The 20,586-nt window shown below is 69.3% G+C and carries 16 protein-coding genes and 1 pseudogene; 8 read left to right on the top strand and 9 right to left on the bottom strand.

What is annotated here, in order from left to right; all coding sequences use genetic code 11:
* Positions 1-181: 181 nt before the first annotated feature.
* The 5 genes and pseudogenes from Q1K09_RS02475 to Q1K09_RS02495 all read left to right on the top strand — a co-directional run bounded on the left by Q1K09_RS02475 (position 182) and on the right by Q1K09_RS02495 (position 6,010).
* Positions 182-1,630 (top strand): FAD-dependent oxidoreductase, encoded by a 1,449-nt coding sequence (locus Q1K09_RS02475; RefSeq protein WP_300342919.1) that lies wholly within the window; start codon positions 182-184, stop codon positions 1,628-1,630.
* A 176-nt stretch (positions 1,631-1,806) separates the two neighbouring features.
* Positions 1,807-3,093: pseudogene (locus Q1K09_RS02480) on the top strand (DEAD/DEAH box helicase); the annotation flags it as partial.
* Positions 3,094-3,245: 152 nt separating this feature from the next.
* Complete coding sequence (locus Q1K09_RS02485; protein WP_300342921.1) at positions 3,246-4,583, top strand: hypothetical protein; 1,338 nt, start codon at positions 3,246-3,248, stop codon at positions 4,581-4,583.
* Positions 4,584-4,622: 39 nt separating this feature from the next.
* Positions 4,623-5,276 carry a SatD family protein gene (locus tag Q1K09_RS02490; protein WP_300342922.1) on the top strand — a complete coding sequence of 218 codons (654 nt, stop codon included), beginning with the start codon at positions 4,623-4,625 and terminating at the stop codon, positions 5,274-5,276.
* Positions 5,273-6,010: a hypothetical protein gene (locus Q1K09_RS02495; RefSeq protein ID WP_300342923.1), complete on the top strand. Its 738-nt coding sequence runs from the start codon at positions 5,273-5,275 to the stop codon at positions 6,008-6,010. Before Q1K09_RS02490 ends, Q1K09_RS02495 begins: the two co-directional genes overlap by 4 nt.
* A 19-nt stretch (positions 6,011-6,029) precedes the next feature.
* Here the strand turns inward: Q1K09_RS02495 and Q1K09_RS02500 are convergent, their stop codons facing one another.
* From Q1K09_RS02500 to Q1K09_RS02510, 3 genes are read right to left on the bottom strand one after another with little or no spacing between them, the layout of a single operon-like run.
* Positions 6,030-6,467: a thioesterase family protein gene (locus Q1K09_RS02500; protein WP_300342925.1), complete on the bottom strand. Its 438-nt coding sequence runs from the start codon at positions 6,465-6,467 to the stop codon at positions 6,030-6,032.
* Positions 6,468-6,496: 29 nt separating this feature from the next.
* Positions 6,497-7,033: an O-acetyl-ADP-ribose deacetylase gene (locus Q1K09_RS02505; RefSeq protein WP_300342927.1), complete on the bottom strand. Its 537-nt coding sequence runs from the start codon at positions 7,031-7,033 to the stop codon at positions 6,497-6,499.
* A complete protein-coding gene (locus Q1K09_RS02510) occupies positions 7,033-7,497 on the bottom strand; it encodes an NUDIX domain-containing protein (protein ID WP_300342929.1) in 465 nt (154 codons plus the stop codon). Before Q1K09_RS02510 ends, Q1K09_RS02505 begins: the two co-directional genes overlap by 1 nt.
* 41 nt (positions 7,498-7,538) lie before the next feature.
* Between Q1K09_RS02510 and Q1K09_RS02515 the strand changes: the two genes are divergently transcribed.
* On the top strand, positions 7,539-8,786 hold the full coding sequence (locus Q1K09_RS02515) for an arginine deiminase (RefSeq protein ID WP_300342931.1): 1,248 nt from the start codon (positions 7,539-7,541) through the stop codon (positions 8,784-8,786).
* Here Q1K09_RS02515 and Q1K09_RS02520 read toward each other — a convergent pair.
* The gene (locus Q1K09_RS02520; protein WP_300342933.1) at positions 8,695-9,639 is read right to left on the bottom strand and encodes an EamA family transporter; all 945 of its coding nucleotides are present in this window, start codon (positions 9,637-9,639) and stop codon (positions 8,695-8,697) included. The two genes, Q1K09_RS02515 and Q1K09_RS02520, sit on opposite strands and share 92 nt — an antisense overlap.
* Before the next feature lie 257 nt (positions 9,640-9,896).
* Between Q1K09_RS02520 and Q1K09_RS02525 the strand changes: the two genes are divergently transcribed.
* On the top strand, positions 9,897-10,616 hold the full coding sequence (locus Q1K09_RS02525; protein ID WP_300342935.1) for a transglycosylase family protein: 720 nt from the start codon (positions 9,897-9,899) through the stop codon (positions 10,614-10,616).
* Here Q1K09_RS02525 and Q1K09_RS02530 read toward each other — a convergent pair.
* From Q1K09_RS02530 to leuS, 4 genes are all read right to left on the bottom strand, one after another.
* Positions 10,606-13,065: a ComEC/Rec2 family competence protein gene (locus tag Q1K09_RS02530; RefSeq protein WP_300342937.1), complete on the bottom strand. Its 2,460-nt coding sequence runs from the start codon at positions 13,063-13,065 to the stop codon at positions 10,606-10,608. The two genes, Q1K09_RS02525 and Q1K09_RS02530, sit on opposite strands and share 11 nt — an antisense overlap.
* Positions 13,065-13,784, bottom strand: coding sequence for a ComEA family DNA-binding protein (locus tag Q1K09_RS02535; RefSeq protein ID WP_300342938.1), 720 nt, complete (start codon positions 13,782-13,784; stop codon positions 13,065-13,067). The genes Q1K09_RS02530 and Q1K09_RS02535 overlap by 1 nt, the downstream gene beginning before the upstream one ends.
* A 132-nt stretch (positions 13,785-13,916) precedes the next feature.
* Positions 13,917-14,936, bottom strand: coding sequence for a DegV family protein (locus Q1K09_RS02540; protein ID WP_300342940.1), 1,020 nt, complete (start codon positions 14,934-14,936; stop codon positions 13,917-13,919).
* Positions 14,936-17,416, bottom strand: coding sequence for a leucine--tRNA ligase (gene leuS, locus Q1K09_RS02545; RefSeq protein ID WP_300342941.1), 2,481 nt, complete (start codon positions 17,414-17,416; stop codon positions 14,936-14,938). Before leuS ends, Q1K09_RS02540 begins: the two co-directional genes overlap by 1 nt.
* Positions 17,417-17,522: 106 nt before the next feature.
* On the opposite strand from leuS, the gene Q1K09_RS02550 reads away from it, so the two are divergent.
* Positions 17,523-18,488, top strand: coding sequence for an alpha/beta hydrolase (locus Q1K09_RS02550; protein WP_300342943.1), 966 nt, complete (start codon positions 17,523-17,525; stop codon positions 18,486-18,488).
* Between the two features lie 7 nt (positions 18,489-18,495).
* Here the strand turns inward: Q1K09_RS02550 and Q1K09_RS02555 are convergent, their stop codons facing one another.
* The gene (locus Q1K09_RS02555; RefSeq protein WP_300342944.1) at positions 18,496-20,505 is read right to left on the bottom strand and encodes a primosomal protein N'; all 2,010 of its coding nucleotides are present in this window, start codon (positions 20,503-20,505) and stop codon (positions 18,496-18,498) included.
* Positions 20,506-20,586 lie beyond the last annotated feature (81 nt).

A 20,586-nucleotide genomic window follows, 5' to 3' on the forward strand; every position in this document is an offset into this window, starting at 1 on the left:
CAACCCCGCTCCTGCAGGCGCATGAACTGTTCTCTCTTGGCCGAGAGCGGCCGACGCCCCGGGCCTTTCTTCACTCGACGCGATGACATCACGGTCTCAATTCTGCTGGACGGTGTTGCGACCATTGATGGAAACCACCCCGTCGCCAAGTGCTCAAAATTCCCCCGTCGTTGACACCGTTGTGGCAGGCGCGGGCCTGACCGGTCTGACCACTGCCGTGCTGCTGGCCCGCTCAGGCCAGCGGACAGCTGTGCTGGAGGCCCGGCATATCGGCGCTGCGGCCACCGGCAACACCACTGCCAAGGTCTCCCTGCTGCAGGGCACCAAGTTCTCGGCCATCGCGGCGAAGCAGTCCCGCGAGGTGCTGCAGGCCTATGTCTCCGGCAACCGCGAGGGGCAGCAGTGGCTGCTGCGCTATCTGGAGGACAACGGCCTGGACTATCAGGTCCGCACCGCCTACAGCTATGCCCACTCCCATCCCGGCCTGGAGCCGCTCCAGCAGGAGCTGGAGGCGTGCCTGTCCGCCGGCGTACCGGCCCGCTGGACTGAGTCCACCGAGCTGCCGTTTCCCACCGCCGGCGTTCTCGCCTTGGACGATCAGGCCCAGATCCATCCCACCCTGCTGCTGCAGGCGCTGCTGGATGAGCTGATGGAACGCGGCGGTGCGGTGCACACCGGCGTGCGCGTGGTGGACGCCTCCGGCTCGGCGCCGCTGACGGTGCAGACCACAGCCGGGACGGTGCAGGCCGACCACCTCGTGCTGGCCACCGGCGTGCCGGTGCTCGACCGCGGGGGCTATTTCGCCAAACTCACCGGCGAACGCTCCTATGCCTCGGCCTACCGGCTGCCTGCCGGCAGAGCTCCCCCGCAGGGGATGTACCTCAGCGTGGACTCCCCCGGCCGCAGCACCCGCACCGCTGAGGTCAACGGCGAGGAGCTGCTGCTGGTCGGCGGCAACGGCCATATGGTCGGCCGTGCTGAGTCGCACCGCGGCGCGGTGGAGGACCTGCACACCTGGACCGTGCAGCACTTCCCCGGGGCTCAGCTGACCCACCGCTGGTCGGCCCAGGACTATCAGCCCGCCGACAGCGTCCCATTCGTCGGCCCCCTTCCGCGCCGCGGCGGCAGAATCCATGTGGCCACCGGCTACAGCAAGTGGGGCATGACCAATGCGGTGGCTGCCGCTTTGGCGCTCTCATCGCAGATCCTCGGCGGATCGATGCCCTGGGCCGAAACGCTCAGCAGCCGCCGTCCGACTGTCTCCGCGGTGCTGAGCGGCGTGCAGAAGAACGTCTCCATCGGCGCCAGGATGGGTACCGACTGGGCCTCCGCGGAGCTGCAGTCCCTGCCTGAGCAGGTACCGCCTGAAGGCTCCGGCGTCGTCGGGCGCTCCGGCGGCCGTCCCGTGGGCATATCGACTCTCGGCGGCGCCGTCCGGCAGGTCTCGGCGATATGCCCGCATATGGGCGGAGTGCTGAACTGGAACGACGCCGAATGCACCTGGGACTGCCCGCTGCACGCCTCCCGCTTCACCGCCGACGGGACTCTGCTGGAAGGCCCGGCGGTGAATAATCTGACCAGACTCGACGACGACGGGCCCGGGTCGTCGAATTCTGCGCCCAGCGGGTAGACTGGTGCACTGTTGCGGTCCGCCCTGCGGACCCATGCGTCGTCAGAACGCCTTCTCAGCAGGTGCCTCTGCGCACCGGTGATGCTGTCAGCAGTGACTTTCTCGCGGCGACCGAGTGCACCGTCCGGTGCTTTCGCCCCTGCCAGACCCCCTGAACCGGACCGTTCTGGCGACCTATGAAAGGCCATCCCATTTCTGAATCCCCTATGACCTTCGCCGCCCTGGGCGTCCCCGCACCCCTGGTGGATGTCCTGCAGGCCGAAGGCAAGACCACCGCGTTCGATATTCAGCGCCACACCCTGCCGGACACTCTGTCCGGACGCGATGTGCTCGGACGCGGCAAGACCGGCTCGGGCAAGACCCTGGCGTTCTCCCTGCCCCTGGTGGCGCGGCTGGCCGCAGCCGGAGGCTCCCGAGCCTCGCGGCGTCCCCGCGGGCTGGTGCTGGCCCCCACCCGCGAGCTGGCCACGCAGATCCATGGCGTCATTGAGCCGTTGGCGGCGGCGAGCGGACTGCGCACCACCACGATCTTCGGCGGAGTCAGCCAGGCTCGTCAGGTCTCGGCGCTGCGCGACGGCGTCGATATTGTCATCGCCTGCCCGGGCCGGCTGCAGGACCTGCTCCACCAAGGTGCCCTGACTCTGGACGGAGTGGAGATCACCGTTCTGGACGAGGCCGATCATATGGCCGACCTGGGCTTCCTGCCGGTGGTCACCCGTCTGCTGACCGCCACCCCCGCCGGAGGGCAGCGGATGTTCTTCTCCGCCACCTTGGACAACGGCGTCGATGTGCTGGTCAGACGGTTCCTGCGCAATGAGCTGCTGCACTCGGTGGATGAGGCCACCTCTCCGGTGGCGGATATGACCCACCATGTCTTCGAGGTCGCCGCGGAGGAGAAAAAGCCGCTGGTCAAGGCCCTGGCCTCGGGCACCGGACGGCGGATCCTGTTCACCCGCACCAAGCACCAGGCCAAGAAGCTGGCCAAGCAGCTCACCGCCCAGGGGGTGCCGGCGGTGGATCTGCACGGCAACCTCTCGCAGAACCAGCGCGACAGAAACCTCGCGTCCTTCGGATCCGGGGATGTGCGGGTGCTGGTGGCCACCGACGTCGCCGCCCGCGGAGTCCACGTGGACTCGGTGGAACTGGTGGTGCATGTGGATCCGCCCGCTGAGCATAAGGCCTATCTGCACCGCTCGGGACGCACCGCACGGGCCGGCAGCTCCGGAGACGTGGTCACGGTCATGCTCCCCGAGCAGCGCCGCGACACCCTCGCCCTGCTGCGCCGCGCGGCCATCGACGCCGCCCCGGCCGCGGTGTCCAGCACCTCGCAGCAGGTCAGCCAGCTGGTCGGCGAGCCGGCCCCCTATGTGGCGCCTCCGGCCGCACCGGCAGCCGGCAGCACCCAGCGCGCCAACACCCCCGGGCGCCGCAGCGGCCGCGGCCGCAGCGGACGGAATCGCAGCTCCTCCGCAGGTGAGCGGTCAGGTCGCCGTCGGTCGGGGCGCCGCACACCAGTGGCGGGCTAGCCGCTGTCGGGGTCCACCAGCGACTAGGATGTTCTGCGGCCGGCCGGAAGCCGGCTTCAGAACACCGCCGCCGCTGATCAGGAGCCTGGATGACGGCTTGGAATCTGATCACTGACCTGGGATTCATCTGCCTGCTGCTGCTGGCCGGTGCCCTGCTGCGCGCTAAGGTCCGCGTCATCCAGGCGCTGTTCCTGCCGGCCAGTCTGATCGCCGGGATCCTGGGCCTGGCCCTGGGCCCCAACGGCCTGGGGGTGATTCCCTTCTCCGAGGCCCTGGGCGACTATGCGGGCATCCTCATCGCCGTGGTCTTCGCCGCCCTCCCGTTCACCTCCCAGCTGACCTCCTTCGCCCAGGCCGCCAAGAACGTGGTGACCACCTGGGCGGTGTCTCAGTCCGTGGTGGCGCTGCAGTGGGGTCTGGTCCTGCTGTTCTCGCTGGCGGTGATCGCGCTGATCTTCTCCGACATCCCCGACGGCTTCGGCCTGATGATGGCGGCCGGATTCATGGGCGGACACGGCACGGCGGCCGCCATCACCGAGGTCTACGGCGATCAGTGGGCAGAGGCGCAGAGCCTGGGAATGACTGCCGCCACCGTGGGGATCATCGTCTCCGTGCTCGGCGGGATTCTGCTGATCAAGCTCGAGTCCCAGCGGGGCGGCACCGCCTATCTGCGCAGCTTTGCGGATCTGCCACCCCAGCTGCGGACCGGAATTGTCGAGCCGAACCAGCGCACTGCAGTGGGCGAAGGTCCGGTGTCCACTATGTCCATCGATCCGCTGATCTACCACGCCGGCCTGGTTCTGGGGGTGGCCGGAGTCTCGGTGCTGGCAGCCGATGCGCTCAGCGGGCTGGGACCCGGCATCAGCGTGCCGACCTTCTCTGTGGCGTTTCTGGCTGGCTTCGCGGTGCTGGGGCTGCTGCGGTCCACCGGCGCGATGCGGCACTTCGATCGGCGGCTCTTCGAGCGGACCTCCAGCTCCTCAACGGACCTGCTGGTAGCGTTCGGCATCGCCTCCATCAACCCGGCCGTAGTGGTGGCCTACGCCGCTCCCCTGGCACTGCTGCTGGCGTTCGGAGTGGCGTTCATCCTCTGCTTCTACGCCCTGATCGCCAAGCGGCTGTTCACCGACCACCCTGTGGAGCAGTCGCTGTTCCTGTGGGGCTGGAACACCGGCACCGTGGCGATGGGCATCGCACTGCTGCGCGTGGTGGATCCGGATATGCGCTCGAAGACCCTGGACTACTACGGGATCGCGTATGTGCCCATCGGGTTTGTCGACATCGCCATCATTGCCCTGCTGCCCATGCTGGTCATGGCGGGAATGGCATGGCCGGCCGCTCTGGTGCTCACCGCCGCTGGAGCCGCACTGCTGGTGGGAGCCCGCCTGACGGTGGCCCGACCACGCACCGCCGCTCCCATAACGTAAAGGGTTATATTTTTCAGATATAACCGTTATGCTCATGTCATGAGCTCTGAGCACGTAGCCGTCATCGCCGATGTGATCGACTCCCGGTCCTATCCGGACCGTTCGGCAGTCCAGCAGCAGGTGGAGCAGCTGCTCCAGCGGATCAGCGACGCCTATCCGCCGCTGCGGGCGTTCACCCCCACGGTAGGCGACGAGCTGCAGGCCGTCTACAGTTCCCGCGCCGAGGCGCTGGCCGCCACCCTCTACGCGGGCCTGCTCCACGAATCCGGGCCGCAGCTGCGGTTCGGACTGGGCCAGGGCGAAGTGTTCGCGGTGACCAGCAGCGGCTCGGAGAGCATCGAGGACGGACCCGGATGGTGGCGGGCCCGGGAGGCCGTGGAGTCCGCCCACCGGCTGCAGCGCCGGCACCGGTATCTGCGCAGCCGGTTCGTCGGCCCCGAGCCCGAGCTCCAGAGGCTGACCAATGCCTATCTGCTGCTGCGTGATCAGACAGTGGAGGCAATGAGTCTCAGTGCCCGCCGGTACGCTCGGGGTATGGCTGAGGGCAGGAGTCAGGAGAGCGTGGCTGAACAGCTGGGCGTCTCCCAGCCGGCGGTATCGAAGTCCCTGCGCAGCTCCGGGGCCGCCGCGGTGTTGCAGGGACTGCGCGAGCTCACCGACGCCGCCGATGCGCCGACGCAGGAGGCGCAGTGACGCTGCTGGGCCTGATTCTGCTGAGCATCGGAGGCGGCGATCTGCTGCGGGTGCTGCTTCCGCGCAGAGCCGGCAGCCTGCTGCGGATCGTCCTGCTGGCCGGGTTCTCTCTGGTGGTGCTGGTGGCCGGAGGGATCCGCTGCTCAGTGCCTGCCTGGGGGATTCTGCTGGGGCTGGTGGCAGCCGCCTTCTGGTTCTGCACCGTGCGCATCGGGCCGCCGCTTCCTCCGCACCGGCTTATCCGCACCCCGCGGGTCCAAGCCGTGCTGGTCATCGGTTTCCTGCTGATCACCGCCGCGGCGGTGCTGCTGGCCCAGCTGAGCGGCAGCGCGGCGGCTGCGGCGGCCCATCACACCCTGGGCGGCCTGCCGCTGCAGACTGCGGTGCTGGGGGCCGGCGTGGCCGCGTTCCTGGGGGTGAGCTCCAATGGCCTGGTGCGGGCAGCGCTGCGGCAGGACGGCTCCCATCCGTGGGAGCAGGCGGCCTCCAATGCCCATCAGCTCAAGGGCGGGCGTTGGATCGGGCCGCTGGAGCGGATCACGCTGACCGGTCTGCTGGTGGCCGGTGCCTACCCGGTGGCGGCAGGACTGATCGCGGCCAAAGGCATCGTGCGCTTCCCGGAGATCCAGGCGGACCAGGCCAACGGCAATAAGGCGGAGTATTTCCTGGTGGGCAGCTTCGTCAGTTGGACCCTGGCCATCCTGGCTGCGGGTCTGCTGATGGCTGCGCAGTGATGCGGCAACCCCGCAGCGCTCAGGGAGCGAACTGCAGCAGCTGCGAGCGCACCTCCGGGCTCAGCCGCCGCGGGGATCCGGTCTCCCGGTCCACCATCACCAGTGTGGAGCGGGCGGTGACCTGCGGGGCGGGCAGCTCCGGGTCCGAGCGCAGGGCATAGTCGATGACGAAGCTGGCTCCGCCCACCGAGGGCACTGTCATCTCCACGGTGACCGGGTCCCGCTGGTAGGGCAGCTGGCCGCGGTACTTCAGCTGAAAATCGGCCACCAGGGCCCACAGCTCCTGGTCAGGCGCCAGCGGCGGGAAGATTCCCTGCTGATCGGGGTCGCTGCCGCTGCGCCAGAAGGCCCGTGCCCGGGCTTCCTCCAGCAGACGCAGAATGGCCACATTGTTCACATGTCCGTAGGGGTCCTGGTCGCCCCACCGAAGCTGCAGGGATACCGCAATGGCTGTCATGGCTCCCAGCGTAAGTCATGGCCTGCGGGTCACTGCGCATCGGCTCCCGGGCCGAACCGCCGGCTGAAGGCCTGTGTGGCCGTCGCGTTGAAGGTGACGAACCTGATCTCCTCGAAGTGCTCTCTCAGCGCCGGGTCCTGCTGCAGCGCCGCAGCGGCGGCCTCAGCCACCTGATGCGGGTCCCATCCGTAGACTCCGGCGCCGATGGCCGGGAATGCGATGGTCTTCGCCCCGGCGTCCCGTGCCTGCTGGAGGCTGGTGGCAAAGCAGCTGCGCAGCACACCGGCGTCGTGCTCGCCGGCGCGGCGATTGGGAGCCACAGTGTGGATGACCCAGCGCGCCGGCAGTCTGCCGGCTCCGGTGCGGACGGCCCTCCCGGCAGGCAGCCCATCTGGCAGCTGGGTGCGGCGGAGGCGGCGGCATTCCTCCAGCAGCTCGGGCCCGGCCGCCCGGTGGATGGCGCCGTCGACCCCTCCCCCGCCCAGCAGCGAGGAGTTGGCCGCATTGACCACCGCATCCACCTGCTGCGCGGTGATATCCCCCTGCACCACGGTGATCCGGGTCATCAGCTCCGCCCTTCCGCGGCCAGGATCCGACGCACCGCTGGGGCCACCTGCTCGGTCAGCAGTGGGGCGAGATCATCACTGGGGCGCAGCTGATCCAGCGGTATCCAGCGCAGCTCCTCGATCTCGGCGGCCGGCTGCAGCTGAGCGAGGATCTCTTCGCCGAGCGAGGGTTCGGCAGGCAGCTGAGCCATATCCACCAGATAGTTCTCGCAGACGACGTCGTATCCGGACTCGTTGGCTGCGGCGGCGCGGAAGCGTCCCATCGGCTGCAGCTGCGCCGGCTGCAGGTGAAGCCCGATCTCCTCCGCTATCTCGCGGAGCGCGGTCCGACGCGGGCCCTCGTCCGGTTCCGGCTTGCCGCCGGGCTGCATGAAGCGCTCGGTGCCGCGCTTGCGGACGGTGAGCACGCGGCGGCGGCTGTCCAGCAGCACGACGGCGGCAACGTGGATGCTCTTCTGGCTCACCCGCCCGAGTGTAGCGGCACCGGTGTGCAAGCATGTCAGCTATGAACGATCTATTTGTCGGCTCAGAGGTGAGCCAGCTGCAGCAGGTCATAGTGCACCGGCCCGGAACCGAGCTGCTGCGGCTGACCCCGGAGACCAAGGATGAGCTGCTCTTCGACGATCTGCTGTGGGTCCGCCGCGCGCAGGAGGAGCACGACCAGTTCACCCACGCGCTGCAGCAGGCCGGTGCTGAGGTGCTGCACCTTGACGCTCTGCTGACGCAGACCCTCCAGGTTCCTGAGGCCAAGCAATTCGTGATCGACCACACCGTCGACGAGCGCCTGCACGGTCCGGCTGCTGCCCCGGTGCTGCGTCAGGTGGCCGAGTCAATGGGACCTGCGGAGCTGGCCGAGCTGGTCATCGGCGGGATGACCAAGCGGGAGCTTCTGAGCCGCATTGATGAGCCGCGCTCGGTGGTGCTGCACTCCATGGGACCTGATGATCTGGTGATCCCACCGCTGCCCAACCACCTGTTCACCCGGGACGCCTCCTGCTGGGTCTATGACGGGGTGGCAGTGAATTCGATGCAGAAGCCGGCTCGGATGCGGGAAGCTGTGACCTATGAGGCCATCTACCGCTGGCACCCGCAGTTCGCCGAGGCGGCCTTTCACCGCTGGTCGGACGGTCTGCGAGACGGGCAGGCCACTGTGGAGGGCGGAGATGTGCTGGTGCTGGGCGGGGGCGCCGTGCTGGTGGGCATGAGTGAGCGCACCACTGCCCAGGGCGTGGAGCGGCTGGCCAAGCGGCTCTTCGCCGGCGGCTCCGCGGACCGGGTGGTCGCACTCAGCCTGCCCCGCGCACGGTCGTTCATGCACCTGGACACGGTGATGACCATGGTCGATGAGCGATCCTTCATCGAGTATGCGGGGCTGGGCGAGCTTCCCTCCTATACGATCACTCCGCGCGAGCGCGCAGGCACGCCCGCGGAGGTGGAGCTGACCATCGCCGATCACCCTCCCGGGCAGGCGCACCGAGCGATTGCCGAAGCCATGGGGCTGCACGGGCTGCGCATTCTCACTGCGGAGCAGGATGTGCACTCCGCGGCGCGTGAGCAGTGGGACGACGGCTGCAATGCGCTGGCAGTGGCTCCAGGGGTCGTCATCACCTATGACCGGACCCCGACGTCGAACTCGTTTCTGCGTGAGTCCGGCATCGAGGTCATCGAAGTCCCCGGCGGCGAACTCGGCCGCGGGCGGGGCGGTCCCCGCTGTATGAGCTGCCCGACACGTCGGGCTCGGGCGGGCGAATAGTCCGGGAGATCAGCGTCAGCGCGTTCGCGCAGGCCACCAGGACCACTCCGGCGAACCCGACCAGCGGCAGGTCCTCCTGAAGGAAGATGACGCCGATGAGCGCGGCGAACACAGGGTGCAGGGACATCCCCAGCCCGAAGACCACCGGAGAGATGTGCCGCAGCACAATCAGGTCCAAGGTGTAGGGCACTGCGGAGGAGAGCAGTCCGGCGATGATCGCGAAGCCCACCGCTGCCAGCGGCGGCTGCGTGCCTGCCACAATGACCAGGGCCACCGGCAGCATGCCGGCCGCAGAGATCATAGTAGCCACTGCTGTTCCTTCCACCCCCGGCACCCGGCGTCCCACTACCCGGTTGGTGAGGATGTAGCCGGCCCAACAGGCGGCCGCCAGCACCGCGAAGGCCAGTCCCAGCACGTCACTGGTGGGGCCGGGGCGGGTCAGCAGCAGCACTCCGCCCAGCGCCAGGGCGGCGCAGAGCAGGCTTCGCAGGCGCGCACCCGGAGCACGTGAGAACAGCAGCGCCACGGCCAGCGGCCCCAGGAATTCGATGGTGACCGCCATACCCAGGCCGATCCGCTCCAGCGCCGCGTAGAGGAAGGAGTTCATCCCGGCGAAGAAGGCGGCCAGCCCCAGGATGGGCAGCCACTGGCCGCGGGTGTAGCGCCAGAACCTGGGCCTGGCCACCGCGAGCATCACCAGCGCAGCCACCAGCTGCCGCCCGGCCACCACCCCTATCGGCGTCAGAGCAGCGAAGGCCTGGGCGCCCACTGCGGCACCGGCCTGTGTGCTCGCCGCGCTGCTGGCGATCACCGCCAGTCCGCGGCCCGGCCGGCCGCTGAGTCGAGAGGTCACAGACCTATTCTGCCTCTCCCCAGATCAGAGACTCACATAAAACTCACAGAAACTTTGATAACAGGACGATAACGACCCGAGATCCGCATGATTCCGGGGTTTTTACGCTGGTGGACGCCTGTCCGGCGCGGTTGACGCGGCGGAGCGGAGTCTTTTTACTTGAGTGCGGACATCTTCTTGTGATGTTGGCGTGACCTTCCCATCGCGTCATGCACAGCATCGCGAGAGAATCGAGACCAGTGAGGAATCACGACTTTATGAAGACACCAAAGACCATCAAGAAGGTTGTCGGCGGCTCCATGGCCGCTGCCACCCTGGCCGGCGGCGCCATGCTGGCCCAGGCCCCTGCAGCATCCGCCACCGGCGTCTGGGACCGCCTGGCCGAGTGCGAGTCCGGCGGCAACTGGTCCATCAACACCGGAAACGGCTTCTACGGCGGACTGCAGTTCACCCCCCAGTCCTGGCAGGCTGTGGGCGGATCCGGCCTGCCGCATGAAGCCTCCCGCGAAGAGCAGATCAACCGCGCCCAGAAGCTGCAGGCCATCCAGGGCTGGGGCGCCTGGCCCGCCTGCTCCGCCAAGCTGGGCCTCTACGGGGAGGACCCGGGCACCTCCAGCCCGGAGCCGGTCCAGCAGCAGGAGCAGGCCGAGCCCGCTCCCCAGCCGCAGCAGCAGGAGCAGGCCGAGCCCGCTCCCCAGCCGCAGCAGCAGACCCAGCCGGCCCCGCAGGCTCAGCCTGAGGTGCAGGAGGCTCCGCAGCAGAGCTACTCCGCTGCCGGTGAGTTCACCGCAGAGCCGAACGCTGACGTGGAGGTCGGTGAGGAGACCTACACCGTGGCTGCCGGAGACTCGCTGTCCTCCATCGCCGCGGAGCTCGACATCGACTGGAAGGACCTCTGGGGCGCCAACATGGACCTGATCGAGGATCCGAACCTGATCTACGTCGGCGACGAGCTGAAGCTGCCGGTCACCAACTGATCCTCTCCACACGTTCAGCCTGCAGCCGGCCCGGCTGCAGGCTGAACGTGACGGTGCCGTGCTGATCAGTGCGGTACACCGCCGATCCCTGCCGCTGAAGGGCTTCCAGGATCACCGGATCCGGGTGCCCGTAGGTGTTCTCCGCCCCGACCCCGATCAGGGCCGCATCAGGCTGCAGGGACTCCAGGACAGCGGTGCCCGAATTGGCGGCACCGTGATGGGCAACTTTCAGCACGTCGACATGCTCCGGCAGCGAGCCGGCGTGCAGCATCATCGAGGCGACCTCTTCTTCGAGATCTCCAAAACCCAGCAGGCGCAGCGGATTGTTCGCGGATCCGACTGCGCCTGCTGGCGTCTGGGGAGTCGAGAGTTCGAAGAGGGTCACCAGGGAGTTGTCGTTGGCCCCGGGGTAGTGGCTCGGTGCCGACCAGACGCTCCAGCGCACTGTCCAGGCGTTGCCGTGAGTTCCCTGATCGCCCGGCTGAGCGCGACGCACCGGAACGTCTTCCAGAGGCACTGTCAGTTCTTCGAGCGCCTGGGCGGCGTCGAAATCCGCAGATCCGGAGTAGAGCACCTGATGCACTGCCGCGGCCTCGAAGATACCGCCGGCTCCTCCGTAGTGGTCCAGGTGCTCGTGGGTGATCATCAGCACTTCCACCGTCTCCACATTCAGCACTGACAGGCACCGCTGTGCCAGTTCGGGGTGCTCGCCGGCATCGACGACCACTGCGGCGGTCTCTGCGGTGCGGACCACCAGCATGTCTCCCTGGTCCACGTCGCACAGCGCAAACCGCCAGTCCTGGTCGACGCTGGCAGGGCGCAGCGCTGAGGCCGGCAGCACCACCGCAGTCAGCATCCCCGCAGCGGCCACCAGGACGCTGAGCTGCCGGGGCCCGGGTGGACGCCCCAGCACCAGCAGGCGGCAGCCCAGCAGTGCGGCGCCGGTGTAGCAGGCAGCCAGCGTCAGTCCGAGCCATCCTTCGGGCCACGGGGCCAGGGCTTGGGGCAGGGAGCTGGCAGCACTGCCGATCGCGGCTATGCCGGCGGCAGGAAAGCCTGCCAGCCAGAGCAGTGCGGTGCTGATCGCTGGGGCGGCCGTTGAGAGCACCGCCGCCACAGTCCCCGGCACGGTGGCCAGCGGCAGCAGCGGGGCGGCCAGAATATTCGCCGGGACGCTGTAGAGGGTGACTCCTTCGGCGATGGGCAGCAGCACCGGGGTGACCAGCAGCTGTGCGGAGACTGCCAGAGCCAGGGGGCCGGACACTGCCCGGGGCAGCCGGGAGCTGAACACCTCCTGGAGCCGCTGACCGGCGCACACAATGCCGGCGGTGGCAGCCACAGAAAGTTGAAACGCAGGCTCAGCGGCGTACCACGGGTCCCAGATCAGCAGCAGCACCACGGTGGCGCACAGCAGCGCCGAGGATGCCCGGCCCCGTCCGGCGAAGACGGCCACCGCCCCGATGCTGCCCATCACCGCGGCCCGCATCACACTGGGGGCCGGCTGGACCAGGAGTACGAACAGCGCCAGGCCCAGCAGCAGCGCCGGCGGCACTGTCCAGCGCGGTGCCCGAAGCAGGCGCAGCATACCCAGCAGCGCCCCCATCACCAGGGCGCAGTGGGTGCCGGAGACCACGGTCATATGGCTCAGCCCGGCCACCCGCATCGACTCAGTCAGTTCCTGGCTCTGTCTGCTGCGGTCTCCCAGGATCACCCCGGGCAGCAGTTGGTCTGCAGGTTCAACGGCCACCTGAGCGGCCTCGGCGGTCCCGGTCCGCAGTCGGCTGAAGGCAGCTGTGAGTCTGGAGCAGCGGTCCTCCGGCAGCCGGGTGAACGCCTCATCCCCGAACGGCGCTGCCACCGCCGTGGCACGGTCAGCGCCCTCAGTCTCCCCCAGGGTGACCAGTCCGCTGTACCGCTGGCCGGCCTGCAGATCGCCCGCCTGGCCTGAGCGGTCAATGAGGACCACCGGTGCCTCGATCTGCTGAGCCGCCGGCGAACCGGGCAGCTCGGCCTGCAGCACCTCAGCGGCGGCTCGGTGGCCGGCAGTCTCGGAACCCCAGTCCAGCTCCGAATCAGCAGGAGCCAACGGCGCGGGGTCCGCGGTGACCCGCAGCTGCACCTGGATGGGAACCCCGCTATCCACCGCTTGGTTCCAGCCGGTCTCCTCCCAGCGGCGCTGATCCCCGGCGGCTGAGAGTGCGACGGCGCAGCAGACGGCAGTGCACAGCAGGGCCTGCAGGGCCACCGGCCACATCCGGGAGGCTGCGGCTTGCGGCAGCAGCCACAGTGCAAGACCCAGCGCGCAGGCCACCAGCGCCAGTGTGAGACCCAGGCCGAGGCTGACCGAGGCGCTGCTGCTGATCGCCGCGAAGGCCGCAGCCCAGCTCAGGCATGCAGCCGGCAGCAGACGCAGGTCCAGCGGCTGCCGGTCCTCCACGCTGCGCGTCATCACCAGGTGACGTCGTCGGCGATGTTCTCAATAATGGCCGGTCCGATCCCGCTGACCGCGGCCAGCTCCTCCACCGAGCCGAAGCTCCCGTGAGTCTCCCGGTGGGTGATGATTCGCTCGGCCAATGCTGGGCCGATCCCGGAGAGCTCCTCCAGCTCCTCGGCCGTGGCGGTGTTGAGGTTGATCTTCTCGGGTCCGGTCTCCACCCCGCCGGGGGCCGGCGGAGGAGAGCTGTGCTCGAACTCTTCGACAGTAGGAACCCAGAGCAGGGTGCCGTCCTGCGCCTCGGCGGCCAGGTTCACTCCCGCCGGGGCCGCATCAGCGGTGAGGCCGCCGGCGGCTTCCACGGCGTCAGCCACGCGGGATCCCGGCTCCAGCTCCACCAGCTGGGGCTCGGCGACCGCCCCAGCGACGTGGACCAGGATTGACTCCTGCGGTGAGGCTTCCTGCTCCGCTGCAGGGTTCTGGGGTGGGCTCTCACGGGGCCGGTCCGTGCCGGCCGCCGTCAGTTCGGCCGGTTCCGGAAGCCCCTGGGAGGATGAGGATGAGCTGAGCAGCCAGGAGACCGCCAGCCAGCTCAGCAGCCCGGCGGCGATCACCAGCACCGCACCCAGGCGCAGCCGGATACGCACCGGGGACGCGTGGGCCTGACGGCGCTTCAGCCGCAGGTGTTCTCGCCGGGTGAGCTGCTCGACCTCGTCCTGGTGGGCGTGCTCCATATCCGTTGAGGCTAGAGCCCCGCCTGGGCGGGCGATTCAGCGCCGAACTCAGCTGTGGAGGACTGTGCGTGGCGCCTGCCTTGCGGATGGCTGGGGAAAATGCGGCCCGGCTGCGTTATGGGCCCTGACGGCTCATTCGTGGTGGTCTGCGCCGGTGGAGGGCTCCTTGGCCGGCTCCACCACGGTCACCGCCAGTGCACCCAGTCCCAGATGTGCGCCCAGGGCCGGGGGCAGCTCCACCACCGGCACCGGAGCCGCCGACGCCTGCTGCAGCGACTGTGCCAGCCCCACCCCTTCGGCGCGATTGCCGAAGCAGTGCACACCCACTCGAGCGGCAGGGTGGTCGGCGGCCTGCTCCAAGGCAAGGTGCAGCAGACGGTCCACGGCGCGGGAGAAGCTGCGCGGCCGCTCGATCAGTGCCACTTCGCCTGCGCGGATGCCCAGCAGCGGTTTGACGCCCATCACAGAGCCCAACAGGGAGGAGAGCCGGTTGATGCGTCCGCCGCGGCGCAGCTGCTCCAGGCTGGGCACCACAAAGGTCGCCTCCGCCGAAGCGGCAGTCTCCCGGGCGGCGGCGGCAGTGGTGCGCAGGTCCGCACCCAGCCGGGCGGCCAGCGCCGCCTGGATCACTGCTTCGCCCAGAGCCAGACCCGCCTGCTGGGAGTCCACCACGGTGACCGGGACATCCACCTGCTGGGCAGCCAGGCGCGCGGCCTCCACCGTTCCGGAGAGCTTGGCTGACAGATGCACCGAGACGATACCGGCGAAACCTGCTCGCTGCAGATCGCGATAGACCTCGGCCAGCCGGCCTGGAGCGGGACGGGAGGTGCGGACGCTGACCCCCTGGGCCACCGCCAGCGGAAGGTCCCGCTCCAGCTCCTCGGAGACCTCGGAGTAGATCTGGGCCTGGTGGGGGAAGTCGATCATCACCGGGATGGGCACGATGGTGATGTGCTCGCCCACGGTTCCCACCGCGGCGGTGGAGTCACCGGGTTTCATCGGCAGGCCGCTGGCCGAATCCGTGACCACTGCGATGCGCCCGCGGACCCGCCGCAGGCTGACCCGGCGCCGCTGAGAGCGGCGGCGAGCCAGCAGCTCGGCCTCCAGCGCTGAGACCCAGGCTGCGGTCTGCTCAGCGGGTGAGGGCGACATCAGCCGGTGACGACATTGACCAGCTTGGGCGCGCGCACAATCACCTTGCGCACTCCGCCGTCCTCGGCGATGTAGCGCTGAATCTTAGGCAGCGCCAGAGCGGCAGCCTCCAACTCGTCCTCGCTGATGTCGGGGGCGACTTCCAGCTTGTCGCGCAGTTTGCCCTTGACCTGCACTACCGCGGTGACGGTGTCCTGAACCAGCAGGGACTCGTCGACCTGCGGCCAGGTGGAGTTGGCCACCGAGGGCTCGTGGCCCAGCATCGCCCACATGTCCTCAGCGGTGTAGGGCGCCACCAGCGACAGCAGCTGGGCGGTGACCTCAGCAGCCTCGCGCACTGCCGGGTCTGCCGGACCGGCGCCGGAGTCGATCTCCTTGCGTGCGGCGTTGACCAGCTCCATCAGCCGGGCGACGACGACGTTGAACTTCTGGTCTGCGATCAGCTGCTCGGCATCAGCAACGGTGCGGTGAGCGGCTGCCCGCAGCCCGGCTGCCCCGGAGGCCGGATCTGTTCCGGGGCTGCTGGTGACGTCCTGAGCCACGCGCCAGGCCCGGGCGAGGAACTTGGCCGAACCGGCGGGGCTCATATCCTGCCAGTCGATGTCATCCTCCGGGGGGCCGGCGAAGACCATAGCCACCCGCACGGCGTCGACCCCGTGGGCGTCCAGCTGCTCCGCCAGGTCCACGCCGTTGCCCAGGGACTTGGACATGGCCTTGCCGCCGTTGAGCACCTGCCCCTGGTTCAGCAGCGCTTTGAACGGTTCGGTGAAGTTCACCAGCCCGATGTCGTACAGCACTTTGGTGAAGAACCGGGAGTAGAGCAGGTGCAGGATCGCGTGCTCCACGCCGCCGACGTACTGGTCCACCGGCATCCACCGGTTGGCCGCCTCTGTGGGGAACGCCTGGTCGGCGCTGGTCGGGTCCAGATACCGCAGGTAGTACCAGGAGGAGTCCACGAAGGTGTCCATGGTGTCGGTGTCCCGGGTGGCAGCACCCCCGCAGGCCGGGCAGTCCGCAGTAACCCACTCGGACATTCCTCCCAGCGGGGATGTGCCCTTCGGGGCCAAGTCCTCTCCCTTGGCCTCAGTGGGCAGAGCCACCGGCAGCTGGTCCTCCGGCACCGGCACCTCCCCACAGTCGGGGCAGTGGATGATCGGGATCGGTGCGCCCCAGAAGCGCTGGCGGGAGACCAGCCAGTCGCGCAGCCGGTAATTCACTGTGGCCTCACCGGCACCGGATTCCTCCAGCACCTGCACCGCCCGGGCGATCGCCTCCTGCTTGGGCAGGCCCTCCCATTTCGGGGAGTTCACCGCAGTGCCCTCCCCCGCGGTGGCCGTGCCGGAGACCGCAGGGTGCTCCTCGCCGGTGTCCACCACCACATTGACCGGCAGTCCCATGGTCAGTGCGAAGTCCAGGTCTCGCTGGTCGTGGGCCGGAACACCCATCACCGCGCCGGTGCCGTAGTCGGCCAGCACGTAGTCGGAGGCCCAGATCGGAATGGACTCCCCGGTCAGCGGATGCACGGCGTGCCGGCCCAGCAGCACGCCGGTCTTCTCCCGGTCGGCGGACTGGCGCTCGATCTCGGAGACGGACTTCAGCCGCTCCCGGTAGGCCTCCAGCTCTTCGCGCTGCGCCTCGGTGACCAGCTCCATGGCCAGCGGCGCATCGGCGGCGACCACCATGAACGTCACCCCGTAGAGGGTGTCCGGGCGCGTGGTGAACACCTCGATGGGCTCGGCGTCCTCAACCTGGAACCGGACCGAGGCGCCGGTGGAGCGACCGATCCAGTTGCGCTGCATGGCCAGCACACGCTCGGGCCAGGCGCCCTCCAGCTGGTCCATATCGTCCAGCAGGCGGTCGGCGTAGTCGGTGATCTTGAAGTACCACTGGTTCAGCGACTTCTTGGTCACCGCGGTGCCGCAGCGGTCGCAGCCGCCGTCGACGACCTGCTCATTGGCCAGCACCGTTTGGCAGCTGGGGCACCAGTTGACCGGTGCGTCCTTCCGGTACGCCAGCCCGCGGCGGTGCAGCTGCAGGAACAGCCACTGTGTCCACCGGTAATACTCGGGGTCTGAGGTGTGCAGCCGACGGGTCCAGTCCATGGAGAGCCCGTAGCGTTTGAAGCTGGCCGCCTGGGTCTCAATATTGCGGTAGGTCCACTCCGCGGGGTGCGCGTTGTTCTTGATCGCAGCGTTCTCAGCCGGCAGTCCGAAGGAGTCCCAGCCGATGGGGTGGAGCACATTGTTCCCGCGCATCCGCTCATAGCGGGCGATCACGTCCCCCATGGCGAAAGCCTCTGCATGCCCCATGTGCAGGTCCCCAGAGGGGTAGGGGAACATGTCCAGCACGTACTTCTTCGGCCGGGGGTCGTCCTCGTCGACCACGAACGTCCCGGCCTTCTCCCAATAGGGCAGCCAGCGGGCTTCGATCTCGGCGAAATCGTAGCTCTGCTTCTCGGCGGATGGCTGGTTATCGCTCAACGGTGGGCACCTCGGGGTTATCGGCGCGGGAGGAGCCTCCCGCGGCGGGTACAGGCATTGCAATGCCCTCCAGTCTATGCCCTACCGCACCGCTAGGCTTGCTGGTGTGAACGCGACGACGAGCGGCCCGCAGCTGCCCTGGACCGAGGATCCACACCGGACCGGCGAGCCTATGCAGGTGCAGCTGCCGCTGCCGGGTGCCAGCTGCCGGGCGGCAGTATGGCGCTACCGGCCCACCCGAAGCCCCGGCGCTGCTGCCCATTCCGGCCGGCGGCTGCCGCGGCTGCTGATGATCCACGGATTCCGCGGCGATCATCACGGCATGCAGCTGGTGGTCGATGCGCTGGCGGAGTTCGAGGTCTTCGTCCCCGATCTGCCCGGCTTCGGCGCCACGCCCGCTGTGGTGGATGCCGCCGGGCGGCCGGTGGAGCATTCGGTGCAGCTCTACGCCCAGGTGGTCGCTGCCTTGGCCGATGCCTTGGAGCTGGGGGAAGAGGATGTGCTCACCGGCCACTCCTTCGGCACTATCATCACCTCCGCCCACGCCGCCCAGTCCCCGAGCCGGTGGGCGGGGCTGGTGCTCAGCGCCCCGATCAGCAACTCGGTGTTCTCCGGCACCCAGCTGCCCGGAGCCGCCGTCGTGGAACTGTACTACCAGCTCAGCCGGCTGCTGCCGGCCCGAGCCGCCGATGCGCTGCTGCGCTCCCAAACCGTGATGGAGGTGACCAATCTCACCATGGGTGTGGAGTGGGATGCGCCGCTGGCGGCCTTCGTGCGCGATCAGCACCGGCGCTACTTCGGCGGCTATGCCGACCGCGCCACGCTGCTGCAGGCCTATCGCGCCTCCAGCAGGCACACTGTGGCTGACTACGCCGAGGGGCTGCAGCTGCCGGTGCTGCTGCTGCCCGGAGCCAAGGATCAGCTGAGCAGCCCGCAGGGACGACGTCGGCTCCTGGCTCGTCTGCCGCAGGGCCGGATGGAGACGCTGCGCGGCACCGGACACTTGGTGCACTATGAGAAGCCTGCGCAGCTGGCGCGGGCCGTCCGGCGCTTCATCGCGCAGCTGGGGTGAGTCCGGTTCAGAACTGCAGGCTGGCGACGTCGTCTACGGCGATGCGCAGCCCCCGCTCCCCCGGGTTCGGCGCTGCGCTGGCGGTGCGCCGGGCGCGGCGGATCTCTGCCAGCACATCTGCGGCCTGGGCGTAGCTGAAGAACAGCAGCCAGCGATGTGTGCCCTCCTCGGCGGGGGCGGGGCCGACCCAGCGCAGACCCTCTGGCAGCTGCACGCGGCCGATCAGTTCTTCGGCGTCGGCGCGGGAGCCGGTGATGCTGAGCATGCGTGAGGCCGGGGGCAGTCCCAGCTCCAGGCGCCGGTACAGCTCGGTGCGGGCGTAGCCCACCGGATCCCAGCGCACCAGGGCGCCGGTGAGCTCCTCATTCTCCGCGGTGACCACCACCGTTCCGGAGCGGGCCGGATCCTCACTGTGGGGGCGCACCAGGGAGGCGGCGCGGAACCAGCGGGCCAGCACCCGCCGCGGCACGTCCAGTCCTTCGCGGGCCAGCTGCGCGTCCCCGTCGAGCAGCAGCGCGGCGGCATAGCCCTCAGCCGGTATGGGCTCCACCCCGGGGGTGCTGACCACCAGTGCGGGTGCGGCGCCCACTGAGGCCACCGGCTGGTCCCCGGTGGAGGAGATCACCGGCGTGTTGGGGAAGGCTCGACCCAGCTCCTGGGCGGTGCGGTCAGCCCCGCGGGCGGCGGCCCGGAAGCTGGTGGCTGAGCATTCCGGGCAGCGATGCCGCCGGTGGTGCAGTCCGCACCAGCGGCACTGCAGGGCGTGGGACTGGGTGTAGTGCGGCGGCAGCATCAGCGGCCCGTGGCAGTCCGGACAGCGCTGCTTGGCCCGGCATGCCTCGCAGACCACCGCCGGGACGAACCCGGTGCGGCCGACCTGCACCAGCACCGGCCCGTGCTCCAGGGCCTCCCGCGCGGCCCGGTAGGCGGTGTGGGGCATCCGCGCCCGGTGTGCGGTGGGGTCCCGCTCCTGGGTGTAGGAATCAGCGGTGGCGCGCACCAGCGGTGCTGCGGCTCGGCGCTGCCGGGGAGCCGGAGTCTCATCGGTGAGCCATCCGCGCTCCACCAGCCGTTGGACCTCCAGGCTGCGGGAGGTGGAGACGAACAGGATCCCGGCCCCGGTCTGCACGGCGCGCAGCAGTGCGACTTCGCGGGCGTGGTGATACGGCGCCCGGGGCTCGGCAAGGCTGGGGTCGTCGTCGTCGAGCATGACGATCAGATGCGGTGCCGGAACCGGCGCGAAGACCGCCGACCGGGTGCCCACGGCAACGCGGGCGTGGCCGTAGCGCAGCCGCAGGTAGGACCGGTAGCGGGGCGTGGGCCCCATCTCCGCGCTCAGCCGCGCCACAGTCTCGGCCGGGAGCTGCTCCTCCAGGGCTGCGGCCACCTGGTCCACATCCCGCTGGTTGGGGACCACCACCACGGCGTCTCCGCCGTGGTGAAGGCACTGCTTCACAGCGCCGCGTATGATCTCCGCCGCGCTGGAATCACCGTATCCGCGCAGGGCCAGCTGGGTGCGCCGCGGCCCGGGCTGCTCGACCCTGCGGGCCGGCGGCGGATTCAGCTCGGCGAACTCCTTCTCCACACGGGCGGCCCGGGCGGGCACCGCGGCGCGCAGCACATCAGCGGTGACCCCGGCGTAGCGCTGCGCCACCTGTTCGGCCAGCTGCAAGATCTCCTGGCTGACCACCGGCAGCGGGGAGATCACCTTGGAGATCAGGCTCAGCCGCGCCGGGGTGGAGGACTGCTGGGCCCGGGAGACCACGATCCCGGCCAGCTCACGGCCGGAGAAGCGCACCTTCACCCGGCAGCCGGGCTGAACCGCCTGGTGCATCTCCTCCGGGACCGCATAGTCGAAGGGCCGGTCCAGATGCGGCACGGCGGTCTCCAGGAGCACCTGGGCTACCGGAGATTCGGCGGCGGCTCCTGCCGGCATCGCCGGCGGCGGGGCCGGAGCCAGGGAATCCAGCAGCGCAGGCTGCTGCTCCTGGGCACGCTCCGGCGGTTTATCGGTCATAGTCCCGATGCTACGCGGCCCCCCGGACGACTGGCAGAATTGCTTCCGGCGTTCGCCCCGGAGAGTACCCCCAGCGCACAG

Origin of the sequence: Nesterenkonia sp., from assembly GCF_029265375.1 — a bacterium.
GTDB lineage: Bacteria > Actinomycetota > Actinomycetes > Actinomycetales > Micrococcaceae > Nesterenkonia.

What these genes read in the sequence shown, in the direction of transcription:
- Q1K09_RS02555 (WP_300342944.1), bottom strand. Translation starts at nt 20,505, where the DNA reads ATGACCGATAAACCGCCGGAGCGTGCCCAGGAGCAGCAGCCTGCGCTG.
- Q1K09_RS02515 (WP_300342931.1), top strand. Translation starts at nt 7,539, where the DNA reads ATGAACGATCTATTTGTCGGCTCAGAGGTGAGCCAGCTGCAGCAGGTC.
- Q1K09_RS02485 (WP_300342921.1), top strand. Translation starts at nt 3,246, where the DNA reads ATGACGGCTTGGAATCTGATCACTGACCTGGGATTCATCTGCCTGCTG.
- Q1K09_RS02530 (WP_300342937.1), bottom strand. Translation starts at nt 13,065, where the DNA reads ATGACGCGCAGCGTGGAGGACCGGCAGCCGCTGGACCTGCGTCTGCTG.
- Q1K09_RS02500 (WP_300342925.1), bottom strand. Translation starts at nt 6,467, where the DNA reads ATGACAGCCATTGCGGTATCCCTGCAGCTTCGGTGGGGCGACCAGGAC.
- Q1K09_RS02490 (WP_300342922.1), top strand. Translation starts at nt 4,623, where the DNA reads ATGAGCTCTGAGCACGTAGCCGTCATCGCCGATGTGATCGACTCCCGG.
- Q1K09_RS02525 (WP_300342935.1), top strand. Translation starts at nt 9,897, where the DNA reads ATGAAGACACCAAAGACCATCAAGAAGGTTGTCGGCGGCTCCATGGCC.
- Q1K09_RS02535 (WP_300342938.1), bottom strand. Translation starts at nt 13,784, where the DNA reads ATGGAGCACGCCCACCAGGACGAGGTCGAGCAGCTCACCCGGCGAGAA.
- Q1K09_RS02505 (WP_300342927.1), bottom strand. Translation starts at nt 7,033, where the DNA reads ATGACCCGGATCACCGTGGTGCAGGGGGATATCACCGCGCAGCAGGTG.
- Q1K09_RS02540 (WP_300342940.1), bottom strand. Translation starts at nt 14,936, where the DNA reads ATGTCGCCCTCACCCGCTGAGCAGACCGCAGCCTGGGTCTCAGCGCTG.